Origin of the sequence: Streptomyces sp. NPDC007157 (assembly GCF_040634235.1) — a bacterium.
GTDB lineage: Bacteria > Actinomycetota > Actinomycetes > Streptomycetales > Streptomycetaceae > Streptomyces.
In genome coordinates, this window is the sequence record NZ_JBEYFE010000008.1 from 220,887 (window position 1) to 235,663 (window position 14,777).

10 protein-coding genes are annotated in these 14,777 nt (G+C 69.6%); 7 read left to right on the forward strand and 3 right to left on the reverse strand.

Features of this window, described 5'->3' with window-relative positions:
- Positions 1–8: 8 nt before the first annotated feature.
- The 4 genes from ABZ642_RS17475 to holA all read left to right on the forward strand — a co-directional run bounded on the left by ABZ642_RS17475 (position 9) and on the right by holA (position 3,324).
- Positions 9–854 carry an arylamine N-acetyltransferase gene (locus ABZ642_RS17475; protein WP_360484371.1) on the forward strand — a complete coding sequence of 282 codons (846 nt, stop codon included), beginning with the start codon at positions 9–11 and terminating at the stop codon, positions 852–854.
- A gap of 174 nt (positions 855–1,028) precedes the next feature.
- Entirely contained in the window at positions 1,029–1,910 is an 882-nt protein-coding gene (locus ABZ642_RS17480; RefSeq protein WP_360484004.1) for a YceI family protein, read from the forward strand.
- Between the two features lie 61 nt (positions 1,911–1,971).
- On the forward strand, positions 1,972–2,217 hold the full coding sequence (locus tag ABZ642_RS17485; protein WP_360484007.1) for a hypothetical protein: 246 nt from the start codon (positions 1,972–1,974) through the stop codon (positions 2,215–2,217).
- Positions 2,218–2,331: 114 nt separating this feature from the next.
- Positions 2,332–3,324 carry a DNA polymerase III subunit delta gene (holA, locus tag ABZ642_RS17490; protein WP_360484010.1) on the forward strand — a complete coding sequence of 331 codons (993 nt, stop codon included), beginning with the start codon at positions 2,332–2,334 and terminating at the stop codon, positions 3,322–3,324.
- Positions 3,325–3,526: 202 nt separating this feature from the next.
- On the opposite strand, the gene rpsT is transcribed toward holA, so the two are convergent.
- On the reverse strand, positions 3,527–3,793 hold the full coding sequence (rpsT, locus tag ABZ642_RS17495) for a 30S ribosomal protein S20 (protein WP_360484013.1): 267 nt from the start codon (positions 3,791–3,793) through the stop codon (positions 3,527–3,529).
- A 221-nt stretch (positions 3,794–4,014) separates the two neighbouring features.
- Between rpsT and lepA the strand changes: the two genes are divergently transcribed.
- A complete protein-coding gene (gene lepA, locus ABZ642_RS17500; RefSeq protein WP_360484016.1) occupies positions 4,015–5,889 on the forward strand; it encodes a translation elongation factor 4 in 1,875 nt (624 codons plus the stop codon).
- A 273-nt stretch (positions 5,890–6,162) separates the two neighbouring features.
- Complete coding sequence (locus ABZ642_RS17505) at positions 6,163–8,037, forward strand: AMP-dependent synthetase/ligase (RefSeq protein WP_360484019.1); 1,875 nt, start codon at positions 6,163–6,165, stop codon at positions 8,035–8,037.
- 61 nt (positions 8,038–8,098) lie between these two features.
- On the opposite strand, the gene ABZ642_RS17510 is transcribed toward ABZ642_RS17505, so the two are convergent.
- Positions 8,099–8,662 carry a response regulator gene (locus ABZ642_RS17510; protein WP_360484022.1) on the reverse strand — a complete coding sequence of 188 codons (564 nt, stop codon included), beginning with the start codon at positions 8,660–8,662 and terminating at the stop codon, positions 8,099–8,101.
- Positions 8,652–12,761 (reverse strand): HAMP domain-containing protein, encoded by a 4,110-nt coding sequence (locus tag ABZ642_RS17515; protein ID WP_360484025.1) that lies wholly within the window; start codon positions 12,759–12,761, stop codon positions 8,652–8,654. Before ABZ642_RS17515 ends, ABZ642_RS17510 begins: the two co-directional genes overlap by 11 nt.
- Positions 12,762–12,863: 102 nt before the next feature.
- On the opposite strand from ABZ642_RS17515, the gene ABZ642_RS17520 reads away from it, so the two are divergent.
- On the forward strand, positions 12,864–14,768 hold the full coding sequence (locus tag ABZ642_RS17520) for a SpoIIE family protein phosphatase (protein WP_360484028.1): 1,905 nt from the start codon (positions 12,864–12,866) through the stop codon (positions 14,766–14,768).
- Positions 14,769–14,777: the final 9 nt, after the last annotated feature.

Here is a 14,777-nt window from a genome sequence, read left to right on the forward strand (position 1 = left end):
TGAACGCGGTGAACAGCATGCAGACCGACGCCTACCTCCACCGGCTCGGGGCCGCCCGCCCGGCCCGGCCCACCGCCGAGGCCCTGCGGGATCTGCATCTGAGGCATCTGCGGGCCGTGCCCTTCGAGAACCTGTCGATCCACCTCGGCGAGGAGATCGTGCTGGCGGAGGAGCGGCTGGTGGACAAGATGGTGGGCGCGGGCCGGGGCGGGTTCTGCTACGAACTCAACGGCGCGTTCTCGGCGTTGCTGACCGCGCTCGGTTTCCGGGTGACGCTGCTGGCGGGGCGGGTGTACGGGGACGAGGGGCGGCTCGGGATCCCGTACGACCATCTCGCGCTGCGCGTCGGGACGGTGGACGGCGGCGAGTGGCTCGCCGACGTCGGGTTCGGGGCGCACAGCCACTACCCGCTGGAGTTCGCGGAGCGGGGTGAGCAGGCGGATCCGGGCGGCAGGTTCCGGATCACCGGGGCCGGGCCGGACGCGGCGGGGGCTGGGGGAGAACCGGGTGCCGTGGCCGGGGACCTGGACGTGCTGCGGGACGGGAAGCCGCAGTACCGGCTGGAGGTCCGGCCGCGGGTGCTCGGGGACTTCACGGCCGGAGCGTGGTGGCACAGCACCTCGCCGTCGTCCCATTTCACGCAGTCGCTGGTGTGCTCCCGGGTCACCGAGGACGGCGGTCGGATCACGCTCGGCGGGCGGACGCTGACGCTGACGGCGGCGGACGGGGCGCGTGAGGTACGGGAGTTGGAGCGCGACGAGGAGGTGCTGCGGGTCTACCGGGAGCGGTTCGGGATCGAGCTGGACCGTGTGCCCGTTGTGCGAACTCCGGGGAGCGTCAACCGCAATGGCTAAGTCGGGCGTCACGGCAGAACACGTCACCACCGGCGCTTAGCATGCTACTCATGGGTAGTTCCGTCACATCCGCTGGATTCCCGCGATGTGGGCCCGTGTTGCCCCGAAAGCCGCATCAGTGATCGAATGCTTCTTCGGTAACGGACGGTGGCGAGGCGTACAGGGGTGGCGTGGATGTTCGGCGGCTTGAGGGCAAACCGAACGAACCGGGTGCAGCGGACGAGTCCCCTCGCGGCGGTGCGGACTCCGCCCGACGCCGGGGTGCTGAGCTGCCGGGTGCTCGACCCGGTCGACGAGCCGGTGACGAACGCCGAGTTCGCGGTCAGCGACACCACGGGGCGCACGGTGGTCAGTGGGGGCGCGGATCCCTACGGGTCGTTCATGACGACCGTGCCGGCCGGGGAGTACCGGCTCGCGGTGTCCGCCGAGGGGTTCACGCCGTACCGGGCCACCGTGCGGGTCGGCGAGAACTGCCTCGCCTCGCTCGGTGAAGTGACCCTCCAGGTCGCCCAGCCGCCGGAGCTGCCGGCGCCCGGGGACTGGGAGATCGAGCCGACGCATTCCTCGATCGCGTTCACCGCCCGGCACATCGGACTGGCCCGGATCCACGGGCGGTTCAACTCGTTCGCGGGCGCGGTACGGATCGCCGAACCGATGGAGCGGTCCGCCCTGCACGTCGTGATCGACGCCGCGACCATCGACACCGGCGTGCGGATGCGGGACGACCATCTGCGGTCGGCGGACTTCCTGGACGTGCTGCGGTTTCCGACGCTGGAGTTCTACGGCGACCGGTTCGCGCACCGGGGCGGCACCAGGTGGGCCGTCACCGGGGCGTTGTCCCTGCACGGCGTGACCCGGACGGTCACCCTCGACACGGAGTACCTCGGGCTCGGCAACGGCATGGAGGGCGAGGTGCGGGCGGCCTGCCGGGCCTCGACCGAACTGCACCGGGACGACTTCACCGTGAGCTGGCAGACGATGCTGGCGCGCGGGATCGCGGTCGTCGGGCCGAGTATCCGCGTCGACCTCGACGTGCAGCTCGTGCCCAAGGGCTGAGCCGGTCGCTCCCGCCCGCTCCGGCTCGTCGCGGCCGGTGGCGGTACCGGAGAATGGTGCCGTGAGCGATGTGAGACATGTGCTGGTGCTGCCGGACCGGGACGCGGCGGAGGAAGCCGCCGAGGTGCTCGGGGAGCGCTTCGGGATCGGTGAGGAGCCGCGGCTGGTGCGGGACGCGCTGGCGGGTGAGGACGACGCCGAGGACGCACAGTGGCTGGTGCTGCTGCGGGACGCGGAGGGACGGCTGGACCCGGCGGAGCTGGACGAGTTCGCGGGCGAGTGGGAGGGATGGCGGGAGGAGCCGTAGCGGGTGCGCGGCGGCGCCGCGTCCACCCTTGCCGGCTCGGCGGTACGACGGCCCTGGCCTGCGTCGGCAGGCGGCGCAACCGCGTTGTCAGTGGGCCGTGGGATGCTTGGCGTGATGGCAAAGAAGACTGCTGATGACGATCCGCTCGCCCCGCTGACGCTTGCCGTGGGGCAGGAGGAGCTGCTGCTCGACCGTGCCGTGCAGCAGGTGGTGGCCGCCGCCCGGGCCGCCGACGCCGACACGGACGTACGGGATCTGACCCCGGACCAGTTGCAGCCCGGCACGCTCGCCGAGCTGACCAGCCCGTCGCTCTTCGCTGAGCGCAAGGTCGTCGTCGTACGTAACGCGCAGGATCTGTCCGCCGACACGGTCAAGGACGTGAAGGCGTACCTCGGGGCGCCCGCCGAGGAGATCACGCTGGTGCTGCTGCACGCGGGCGGCGCCAAGGGCAAGGGGCTGCTGGACGCGGCGCGCAAGGCGGGGGCGCGGGAGGTCGCCTGCCCGAAGATGACCAAGCCGGCGGACCGGCTCGCGTTCACGCGCAGCGAGTTCCGGGCGCTGGGCCGCTCCGCCACCCCCGAGGCCTGCCAGGCGCTCGTCGACGCCATCGGCAGCGATCTGCGTGAGCTGGCCTCCGCCGTGACCCAGCTCGCCGCCGACGTCGAGGGCACCATCGACGAGGCCGTCGTCGGGCGGTACTACACCGGGCGGGCCGAGGCGTCGAGCTTCACCGTCGCCGACCGGGCCGTGGAAGGACGTACGGCGGAGGCGCTGGAGGCGTTGCGCTGGTCGCTGGCGACCGGGGTCGCCCCGGTGCTGATCACGAGTGCGCTCGCGCAGGGGGTGCGGGCGATCGGGAAGCTGTCGGGCGCGCGGGGCGGGCGGCCCGCCGATCTCGCCCGGGAGCTCGGGATGCCGCCGTGGAAGATCGACCGGGTACGGCAGCAGATGCGGGGCTGGACGCCCGACGGGGTGGCGGTGGCGCTGCGGGCCGTCGCCGAGGCCGACGCGGGGGTCAAGGGCGGCGGGGACGATCCCGAGTACGCCCTGGAGAAGGCCGTGGTGACCATCGCGCGGGCGGCGCGGTCGCGAGGCCGGGGCCAATAAGCCGGGCGTACCGCCAAGAGGGCTCGGAAATACCGAAAGCCCCGGCGTCCGCCCTGGGGAAGGGCGAAGTGCCGGGGCTTCGGTTTCAAGCTTTTCGAGCCCGTTCCCGCGTGGCGAACGCAGGCCGCGAACAGGCTCTGGGGGCCGGTCGGGGGCGGATGAGAGAGGGCCCGCCCGGGTCCTTCCGGCGTCGTATCAAGTGTCAGCCCTGGAGGGACGCGACCTTGGAAGCGAGCGCCGACTTCTTGTTGGCGGCCTGGTTCTTGTGGATGACGCCCTTGGAGACGGCCTTGTCGAGCTGACGCGCGGCAGCGCGCTGGTACTCGGTGGCCTTCTCGACGTCACCCGCGGCAGCGGCCTCACGGGCCTTGCGGATCGCGGTCTTCAGGGAGGACTTGACGGCCTTGTTGCGCTGCCGAGCCTTCTCGTTGGTCTTGATCCGCTTGATCTGGGACTTGATGTTCGCCACGAAAGAGCCTTTTCAGGTTCTGGTGCGGGACCGTGCAGATCCCGTACCGATGATTTCTCGAAGACGTGCCTCGCGCTGAGAGGGCATGAGACACAGCTGCCCAGACTAGCAGCGGGGCGGGGAACCGCCCAAACCGGTCCCCGGTCCCCCGTCATGGGACCATGGAGGCTACGTATCGATCCGACCCGAGGCATAAGGCGCCTCAAGAGACAGGACCCTGCGTGCCCGCGACCCCTAACAATGTGCCCGAGCCGAGCCGTACCGACCCGGCGCTGATCCGCAATTTCTGCATCATCGCGCACATCGACCACGGCAAGTCCACGCTCGCCGACCGGATGCTCCAGCTGACCGGTGTGGTCGAGCAGCGGCAGATGCGTGCTCAGTACCTCGACCGGATGGACATCGAGCGCGAGCGCGGCATCACGATCAAGTCCCAGGCGGTGCGTCTGCCCTGGGCCCCGACCGAGGGCCCCGACCAGGGCAGCACGCACATCCTCAACATGATCGACACCCCGGGGCACGTCGACTTCACCTACGAGGTCTCGCGGTCGCTGGCGGCCTGCGAGGGGACCGTCCTCCTCGTCGACGCCGCCCAGGGCATCGAGGCGCAGACCCTCGCCAACCTCTACCTGGCGATGGAGAACGACCTCACGATCATCCCCGTGCTCAACAAGATCGACCTGCCGGCCGCCCAGCCGGAGAAGTTCGCCGAGGAACTGGCGAACCTGGTCGGCTGCGAGCCGGACGACGTGCTGCGGGTCTCCGCCAAGACCGGCCTCGGCGTCGACGCCCTGCTGAACAAGGTCGTCAAGGAGATCCCGGCGCCGGTCGGCGTCGCCGACGCGCCCGCCCGCGCGATGATCTTCGACTCGGTCTACGACTCCTACCGCGGTGTCGTCACCTACGTCCGTGTCATCGACGGCCAGCTCAACAAGCGCGAGCGCATCAAGATGATGTCGACCGGCGCCACCCACGAGCTGCTGGAGATCGGCACGAACTCGCCCGAGATGCTGGGCGCCGACGGCCTCGGCGTCGGCGAGGTGGGCTATCTGATCACCGGTGTGAAGGACGTCCGGCAGTCCAAGGTCGGTGACACCGTCACCAGCCAGCACAAGGGCGCCACGGAGGCGCTCGGCGGCTACAAGGACCCGAAGCCGATGGTCTTCTCCGGTCTGTATCCGCTGGACGGCTCCGACTACCCCGAGCTGCGCGAGGCCCTCGACAAACTGCAGCTCAACGACGCCGCGCTCGTCTACGAGCCGGAGACCTCCGCCGCCCTCGGCTTCGGTTTCCGTGTCGGCTTCCTCGGCCTGCTGCACCTGGACGTGATCCGGGAGCGGCTGGAGCGCGAGTTCGGGCTCGACCTGATCGCGACCGCCCCGAACGTGGTCTACCGCGTCGTCATGGAGGACGGCAGCGAGCACACGGTCACCAACCCGAGCGAGTTCCCCGAGGGGAAGATCGGCGAGGTGTACGAGCCGGTCGTGCGCGCCACCATCCTGGCGCCCAGCGAGTTCATCGGCTCGATCATGGAGCTGTGCCAGACCCGGCGCGGCACCCTGCTCGGCATGGACTACCTGTCCGAGGACCGCGTCGAGATCCGGTACACGCTTCCGCTCGCGGAGATCGTCTTCGACTTCTTCGACCAGCTGAAGTCGAAGACGCGTGGTTACGCGTCGCTGGACTACGAGCCCACCGGCGAGCAGACGTCCAGCCTGGTCAAGGTCGACATCCTGCTGCACGGCGACAAGGTGGACGCCTTCTCGGCGATCACGCACAAGGACGCGGCGTACGCGTACGGGGTGCGGCTCGTCGCCAAGCTGCGCGAGCTCATCCCCAGGCAGGCCTTCGAGGTGCCCATCCAGGCCGCCATCGGCTCCCGGGTGATCGCCCGCGAAACCATCCGCGCCATCCGCAAGGACGTCCTCGCCAAGTGCTACGGCGGTGACATCTCCCGTAAGCGCAAGCTGCTGGAGAAGCAGAAGGAAGGCAAGAAGCGGATGAAGATGGTGGGTTCCGTGGAGGTTCCGCAGGAGGCCTTCATCGCCGTCCTCAGCAGTGATGACAGCGCGGGATCGACCAAGAGCAAGAAGTAACCGTCGGTAACAATCGGCGACGGCCGCAAAACGGGTACAACGGGGGTCCGCCGTACGAAAGTGCGGCGGACCCCTACGCGTGCGTAGGGTCGCTCTGTGTGGAACATGCGGGGAAACAGACAGGCCGATGCCCCTTACGTACAGGCCGGTCGCGGCTTACTCTGATCCCTGCTCGATAGTTACTCGCGAGTTAAACAAGTAGTGCGAACCGCACCGTGAGTAAACCCAGCCGCACTGAGCCAGCCGCACCGTCGCGGGCCCCCGGAGGATGTCGTGAGCGACACGCAGACACTGATCGAGAACCGTCCGCCGTCCGTGGCGGCCCTCTTCCTGGAGCGCGTGGCGGCCACACCGGACGCCGAGGCCTACCGGTACCCGGTGCCCGCCGCCTCCGGTCAGGGCCCGGACGACTGGAAGTCGCTGAGCTGGGGGCGGGCGGCCGAGCGCGTCTACGCGATCGCGGCCGGTCTCATCGAACTCGGCATCCAGCCCGAGCAGCGGGTCGCCCTCGCCGCCTCCACCCGCGTCGAGTGGATCCTCGCCGACCTCGGCATCCTGTGCGCCGGAGCGGCCACCACGACCGTCTATCCGCAGACCAATGCCGAGGAGTCGGCGTTCATCCTCTCCGACTCCGGCAGCCGGGTGCTGATCGCGGAGGACGCGGCACAGGTCGCCAAGGCCGTCGAGAAGCGCGCCGAGCTGCCCGAACTCACCCAGGTCGTCGTCATCGACCCGGCCGGCGTGGAGACGGGCGACTGGGTCATCACCCTCGCCGAGCTGGAGGAGCGCGGCGCCAAGTACCTGGAGAAGCACCCCGAGCTGATCAAGGAGCGGGTCGGCGCGATCACCAAGGACCAGCTCGCCACGCTCATCTACACCTCCGGCACCACCGGCCGCCCCAAGGGCGTACGGCTGCCGCAGGACAACTGGTCGTACATGGCGAAGGCGATCGCCGCGACCGGACTGATCAGCGCCGACGACGTGCAGTACCTCTGGCTGCCGCTGGCCCATGTCTTCGGCAAGGTGCTCACCTCCGGGCAGATCGAGGTCGGCCATGTCACCGCCGTCGACGGCCGCGTCGACAAGATCATCGAGAACCTGCCGATCGTGCAGCCGACGTACATGGCCGCCGTACCGCGCATCTTCGAGAAGGTCTACAACGGTGTCGCCGCGAAGGCCCGTGCCGGTGGCGCGGCCAAGTACAAGATCTTCCAGTGGGCGGCCGACGTCGCCCGCGAGTACGCCAAGGTCACCCAGGACAACTTCCGCCGCACCGGCTCCGCGACCGCGCCCTTCGGGCTCACCGCCAAGCACAAGGTCGCCGACGGGCTCGTCTACTCCAAGCTGCGGGAGGCCTTCGGCGGGCGGCTGCGGGCCTGTGTCTCCGGGTCCGCCGCGCTGGCCCCCGAGATCGGCTACTTCTTCGCCGGCGCCGGTGTGCACATCCTCGAGGGCTACGGTCTGACGGAGTCCTCCGCCGCGTCCTTCGTGAACCCCGGTGAGGCCTACCGCACCGGTACGGTCGGCAAGCCGCTGCCCGGCTGCGAGGTACGGATCGCCGACGACGGGGAGATCCTGCTCCGCGGCCCCGGCATCATGCAGGGCTACCACGGACTGCCCGAGAAGACGGCGGAGGTCCTGGAGGCCGACGGCTGGTTCCACACCGGGGACATCGGTGAGCTGTCCCCCGACGGCTATCTGCGGATCACCGACCGTAAGAAGGACCTCATCAAGACGTCCGGCGGCAAGTACATCGCGCCCGCCGAGGTCGAGGGACAGTTCAAGGCGGTCTGCCCGTACGTCTCCAACATCCTCGTGCACGGCGCCGACCGTAACTTCTGCACGGCCCTGATCGCCCTCGACGAGGTCGCGATCCTGGAATGGGCCAAGGAGAACGGCCTGGAGGGCAAGTCCTACGCCGAGGTGGTGGCCGCGCCGGCGACCGTCGAGATGGTCGACGGTTACGTCAAGCAGCTCAACGAGGGGCTGCAGCGGTGGCAGACCATCAAGAAGTTCCGGCTGCTGCCCCGGGATCTGGATGTGGAGCACGGGGAGATCACGCCGAGCCTGAAGGTGAAGAGGCCGGTTGTGGAACGTGGCTACAAGCACCTGATCGACGAGATGTACTCGGGGACCCGGGAGGCCTAGGCGGCGGGTCTGTTGTCGGGCGCGGGTGCGTGGGAGCTGTTCGCGCAGTTCCCCGCGCCCCCTAGCGGGACCGCTCAGCCTTGCTCAACAGTCGCCGCAGCTGCCTGGCTTCTTCCTTCAGCGTCGCCACGTCGAGAGGCTCCTCCGACAGCCGATCCTCCAAGCCCTCCAATCGCTTGCTCAGTTCGCCGAGATCCGCCTGTTCGCGTGCCAGCAGTGACTGCAGCTGCTGGTTCTTCCGGTGCAGCTCCAAAAACACGTTGACCTTCGCCCGCAGCACCCACGGATCGAAGGGCTTGGTCAGATAGTCCGCCGCGCCCGTCGCGTAACCGCGGAAGGCGTACCCGGCGTCCTCCTCCGCTCCTGTCAGGAAGATGATCGGGACGTCCTTGGTCTGGTCGAGGCGTTTGATGTTCGCGGCTGTTTCGAAGCCGTCCATGCCCGGCATGCGGATGTCGAGGAGGACCACGGCGAAGCGGCGGCGCAGCAGGGCCTTCATCGCCTCCTCGCCGGAACGCGCGCGCACTATCGGCTCGTTCAGCGATCCCAGTACGGCCTCCAGTGCGATCAGGTTGTCCTCCATGTCGTCGACCAGGAGGATGCCGGCCCGCTCGTCAGTGATCATCGCCCGTCCGTTCCTTGTCGGCGGTCTCGTCGCTTTCCGTGCCGTCGGGGTCCAGGAGTGCGCAGACGACGGTGAGCAGCCGGTCGACGTCCACGGGTTTGGGTACGTAGTCGTTGGCGCCGCGCGCGATGGACTTCTCCCGGTCGCCGGGCATCACCTTCGCCGTCAGCGCGACGATCGGCAGGCCGGTCCAGCGAGGAGCGCGGCGGATGGCCGCGATGGTCTCGTAGCCGTCCATCTCCGGCATCATGATGTCCATCAGGACCAGTTCGACGTCCTGGTTGCGTTCGAGGGTCTCGATGCCCTCCCGGCCGTTCTCCGCGTAGAGCACGGGCATGCCGACGCGGCCCAGGACGTGGGTGAGCGCGAACACGTTGCGGATGTCGTCGTCGATGATCAGGACACGCCGGCCGGGCAGGATCTGGCCGGCGCGGCCGGACTGCCAGGCCTCCAGCTTGGCCGGCGCCGGCCAGGAGTCGTCGGTGTCGGGGGCGCCGGGCCTGGCGGGGTCGGGGAGCGGCAGGGTGTGGTCCTCGGGGGTGGGGCCCGCCGCCGTGTGGCCGGGGCTGACGACCGGGACGTACAGCGTGAACGTGGAGCCCCTGCCCTGTTCGCTCGCCGCGACGATACGGCCGCCGAGCAGGCCCGCGATCTCGCGGCTGATGGACAGGCCGAGGCCGGTGCCGCCGTACTTGCGGTTCGTGGTGCCGTCGGCCTGCTGGAACGCCTCGAAGATCACCGGGATTTTTTCGGCGGCGATCCCGATGCCGGTGTCCGTCACCTCGAAGGCGATCACCTCGTCGCTGCCGTGGACGTAGTGCTGGTCGGGGTCCTTCACCCGGGAGACCCGCAGTTCCACCCGTCCCTTGGCGGTGAACTTGATCGCGTTGGAGAGCAGGTTGCGCAGGATCTGCTGGAGGCGCTGTTCGTCGGAGTACATCTCGCGCGGTACCTCCTCGCCGACCGCCACCTCGAAGGCCAGACCCCGGTCCAGGGTCAGCGGGCGGAAGGTCGCGTGGACGTAGTCGAGCAGTTTGATCAGGGGGAGGCGTTTGGGGCGTACGTCCATCCGGCCGGCCTCGATCTTCGACAGATCCAGGATGTCGTTGATGAGCTGGAGGAGGTCGGAGCCCGAGCGGTGGATCGTCGTCGCGAACTGGACCTCCTGGTCCGAGAGACGGCCGTCCGGGTTGTCGGACAGCAGTCGGGCCAGAATCAACAAGGAGTTCAGCGGAGTGCGCAGTTCGTGGGACATGTTGGCCAGGAACTCCGACTTGTACTGGGAAGAAGTCGCCAGGAGGGCGGCTTTCTCCTCCAGTTCCGCGTTGGAGCGCTGTAGTTCCGCCTGTTGTTTCTGAAGTTCGTCCGAACGTTCCTGGAGCTGCATCGCCAGCCGTTGCGACTCGCCGAGCAGGGACTCCGTGCGGGAGTTGGCGATGATCGTGTTGATGGCCACGCCGATGGTGTTGACGAACTGGTCGAAGAAGGCCAGGTGGACGTCCGAGAAGCGGGAGAAGGAGGCCAGTTCGATCACGCCGAGGAGTTTGTCCTCGAAGAGGATCGGGATGATGACGATCGTCGTCGGCGCCGCTTCGCCGAGGCCACTGTTGATCTTGATGTAGTCCGGTGGTGCCTCCTCGACGAGGATCCGCGTCTTCTCGCGGGCCGCCTGGCGGACCAGGCCGTGCACCGGCAGGCCGCCGGTCTCGACGATCGCGCCCTGTGCCGAGCCGTAGCCGGCGATGAACGCCAGGCCCTTCGCCGGTACGGCCGTCCGCACGGCGGCGCCGTCCTCGTCGGGGTCGGCCAGGAAGAACGCGCCGTACTGGGCGTTCACCAGCGGGGTCAGTTCGCGCAGGATCAGGTCGGCGACCTCCATCAGGTCCCGGTGACCCTGCATCAGCGCGGCGAGCCGGGCCAGGTTGGACTCCAGCCAGTCCTTCGCGCGGGTCGTCTCACGCAGGTTGGCGACCATCAGGTTGATGTTGTCCTTCAGCTCGGCGACCTCGCCCTGCGTCTCCACGGTGATCGACCGGGACATGTCGCCCTGTGCCACGGCCGAGGCGACCTCGGCGATCGCGCGGACCTGGGTGGTGAGGTTGAGGGCGAGTTCGTTCACGTTGGTCGTCAGGCGCTTCCAGGTGCCGTACACGCCCTCCACGCGCGCCTGGCCGCCCAGTTGCCCTTCGGAGCCCACCTCGCGGGCCACGCGGGTCACCTCGGAGGAGAACGACGACAGGGTGTCGACCATCGTGTTGATCGTCGTCTTCAGTTCGAGGATCTCGCCGCGCGCGTCCACGTCGATCTTCTTCGACAGATCGCCTTGCGCCACGGCCGTCGCCACCTGGGCGATGTTGCGCACCTGTGAGGTGAGGTTGTCGGCCATGTAGTTCACGTTGTCGGTCAGGTCTCGCCAGACGCCGGAGACGCCGAGCACCTGGGCGCGGCCGCCCAGCCGGCCGTCGGTGCCGACCTCGCGGGCCACGCGGGTCACCTCGTCGGCGAAGGCCCGCAGTTGTTCCACCATCGTGTTGACGGTGTCCTTCAGTTCGAGGATCTCGCCGCGTGCGTCGACGGTGATTTTCTTGGAGAGGTCGCCGTTGGCGACGGCCGTCGTCACCTGGGCGATGTTGCGGACCTGGGAGGTCAGGTTCAGCGCCATGAAGTTGACGTTGTCGGTGAGGTCTTTCCAGACCCCGGACACGCCTCTGACCTGTGCCTGACCGCCGAGGTTTCCTTCGGTGCCGACTTCGCGGGCGACGCGGGTGACTTCGTCGGCGAACGCCGACAGCTGGTCGACCATCGTGTTGATGGTTGATTTCAGTTCGAGGATCTCGCCTTTCGCCTCCACGGTGATCTTCTTGCCGAGGTCGCCCTGGGCGACGGCCGTGGAGACGAGCGCGATGTTGCGGACCTGCGACGTCAGGTTGTCCGCCATGAAGTTGACGTTGTCGGTGAGGTCTTTCCAGACCCCGGACACGCCTCTGACCTGTGCCCGGCCGCCGAGGTTTCCTTCGGTGCCGACTTCGCGGGCGACGCGGGTGACTTCGTCGGCGAACGCCGACAGCTGGTCGACCATCGTGTTGATCGTCGACTTCAGTTCAAGAATCTCGCCCTTGGCGTCGACCGTGATCTTCTGCGAGAGGTCGCCGTTGGCGACGGCTGTCGTCACCTGGGCGATGTTGCGGACCTGCGAGGTCAGGTTCGACGCCATGAAGTTGACGTTGTCGGTGAGGTCCTTCCAGACGCCGGAGACGCCCCGCACCTGGGCCCGGCCGCCCAGCTGGCCCTCCGTGCCGACCTCGCGCGCGACCCTCGTCACCTCGTCGGCGAACGCGGACAGCTGGTCGACCATGGTGTTGACGGTGAGCTTCAGTTCCAGCAGTTCACCGGTCGCCTCGACGGTCACCGTGCGGGTCAGGTCGCCCCGGGCCACCGCCGTCGTCACCAGGGCGATGTCGCGGACCTGGGCGGTCAGCCGGGACGCCATGGTGTTGACGGCCTCGGTCACGTCCCGCCAGCTGCCGGACAGGCGCTGCACCTTGGCCCGGCCGCCGAGCCGCCCCTCGGTGCCGACCTCGCGCGCGACCCGGGTCACCTCGCCGGTGAACAGGGACAGCTGGTCGACCATCTTGTTCACGGCGCGGCCCAGTCTGCGCAGGTCCCCGCGCAACTGGCGGCTGCCGTCGTGCAGATCGACGCGTTGGGTCAGATCGCCGCCAGCCACCGCGTCCAGGACGCGGGTGGCGTTCGCCGCGGGGGCGACCAGGGCGTCGAGTACCTGGTTGACGTCGTTGACCCGGGACGTCCAGGCGCCCTGGCCGGGGCTGGCCGACACCCGTTCGTCGAGGCGGCCGTGGCGCACCAGCTCGCGTTTCACGCGTTGCACCTCGGTGTTGAAGTGAACGCTGCGGTCCATGATCTGGTTGAAGACCGCGGTGAGTTCGCCGACGATCCCCTCCCCGGTCTCCGGCACTTTCGTGAAGTCGCCGTCGCGGGCGGCGGTCATCGCGGCGAGCAGAGGGCGCAGTTCGGATGCTCGGAGTTGTTCCGGTTTCTGTCCGTCTTCGAGCACACGCGTAGCACTGTTCTCACTCATGGCGGCCCACTTCGGTAACTCGGTGCTTATGGGCGCGGCCAGTCTGTCACTCTGTCCGCATCGATCGGGATGTATTCGTGCGAACTGCTCGGGGAGCTCGACATGGGGGCCATACCCACGCAACGGGAGACCGTCTCCCGGGTCCGTGAGGCGCCTGCGCGCGACGAGGCGCCCGCGCACGAGACCGCGGGCGCGTACGCGCAGGGGCGCGCGACCCTCCCCGGGAGCCCCCTCGCGCCGGGTTCCGCCCGCGCGCTGGTGCGCGCCTGCCTCGACGAGTGGACCGACTGCGGCCTGCTGGAGCCGGGACAGCGGGTCGCCGAGGACGCCATGGTCGTCGTCAGCGAACTCGTCACCAACGCCGTCGTGCACGCCGGCACCGACATCGAGGTCGACTGGTGGCTGGAGGAGGCACGGCAGGAGACGGCGTTCGTCGTCGAGGTCACCGACCACCACCCCTCCCGCGCCCCCCGCGACCACCCGGGCGAGACGCCGTACGAGACCCCGGAGTACGGGCGCGGGCTGCGCCTGGTCGCCTCGCTCGCCGAGTCCTGGGGGGTCACCTACCGCGTCGGCGCGAAGACGGTGTGGGCGCGCCTGACCGGGCACGGCGGCACGCTCCCCGACGCGCAGGAGCTGAAGGTGGCCGAGATCCTCGCGCCCGACCCTCATCGCCCCGACCGGGACCGGGACTGGCTCGACCGGGGCGCGCTGTCCTTCCTCGCCGAGGCCTCCGACCTGCTCGCGGGACAGCTCGACGAGAACCTGGTGGCCGCGCTCACCGGCCAGCTGATCGTGCCGCGGCTGGCCGACTGGTGCGCGGTGTGGCTGGAGGACGAGTCGACGGTGCGGTCCGGCGGCTGGGGCGACGCGAACGGCGCGGGCGGGCCGCGGCTGGCCCGGGTCTGGCACGGCAGCGAGAACCGCATCGAGGAGCTGCGCCGCGCCCTGGAGAAGGACCCGCCGTGCGCAAGGGACGGGTTACGGTCCGGTCCCGAGCCGTATCCCTGGCCCGGCGAGGCGCTCGGCCCGCAGGCCGCCCACGGGTCGGCGCTCTCCTACCGGCTGATCGCGGGCGGCCGTCCGCTCGGCACGCTCGTGATCGGACGCTGCGGCCCGGCCGGTTTCCCCGACGAGATCACCGGCCTGGTCGAGGACTTCGGCCGCCGGGTCGCCCTCGCCATCGGCGCGGCCCGCCAGTACGCCCGCCAGGCCACCATCAGCGCCGTCCTCCAGCGCGGGCTGCTGCCCGGCGCGGTCGCCGAGATCCCGGGCGTGCGCAGCGCGCTGGTCTACGAGCCCTGCGACAAGGGCGGCCCCAGCGGTGACTTCTACGACCTCTTCCCGGCCGGCGACGGCCGCTGGTGCTTCGCCATCGGCGACGTCCAGGGCAAGGGCCCCGAGGCCGCCGTCGTCATCGGTCTGGCCCGGCCCTGGCTGCGGCTGCTCGCCCGGGAGGGGTACCGGGTCGCCGACGTCCTCGACCGGCTCAACCAGCTCCTCCTCGACGACGCCACCGAGGCCGCCGACGCCGCCGCCCGCGCCCTGGTCGCCGCCGGCGGCCGCGCCGTGCCGCCCGGCGACGGCCCCCAGACCCGTTTCCTCTCCCTCCTCTACGGCGAACTCACCCCCCTCGAAGCGGGCGGCATCCGCTGCACCCTCGCCTCCGCGGGGCATCCGCTGCCGCTGGTCCTCGGCCCCGACGGCGCGGTCCGCACCGCCGCCCGGCCGCAGACCCTGCTCGGGGTCGTGGAGGACGAGACGTACACCAGCGAGACCATCGAGCTCGGGCCCGGCGACAGCCTGCTGTGCGTGACCGACGGGGTCACCGAGCGCCGCTCGGGGTCCCGGCAGTTCGACGACGGCGACGGGCTCGCGCGGGCGCTCGCGGGCTGTACGGGCCTGAGCGCCGAGCTGATCGCCGAGCGCATCAGGCGGCTCGTGCACGAGTTCGGCGGCGGGCAGCCGGAGGACGATCTGGCGCTGCTCGTCCTGCAGGCGGAGTAACCGGCGTCG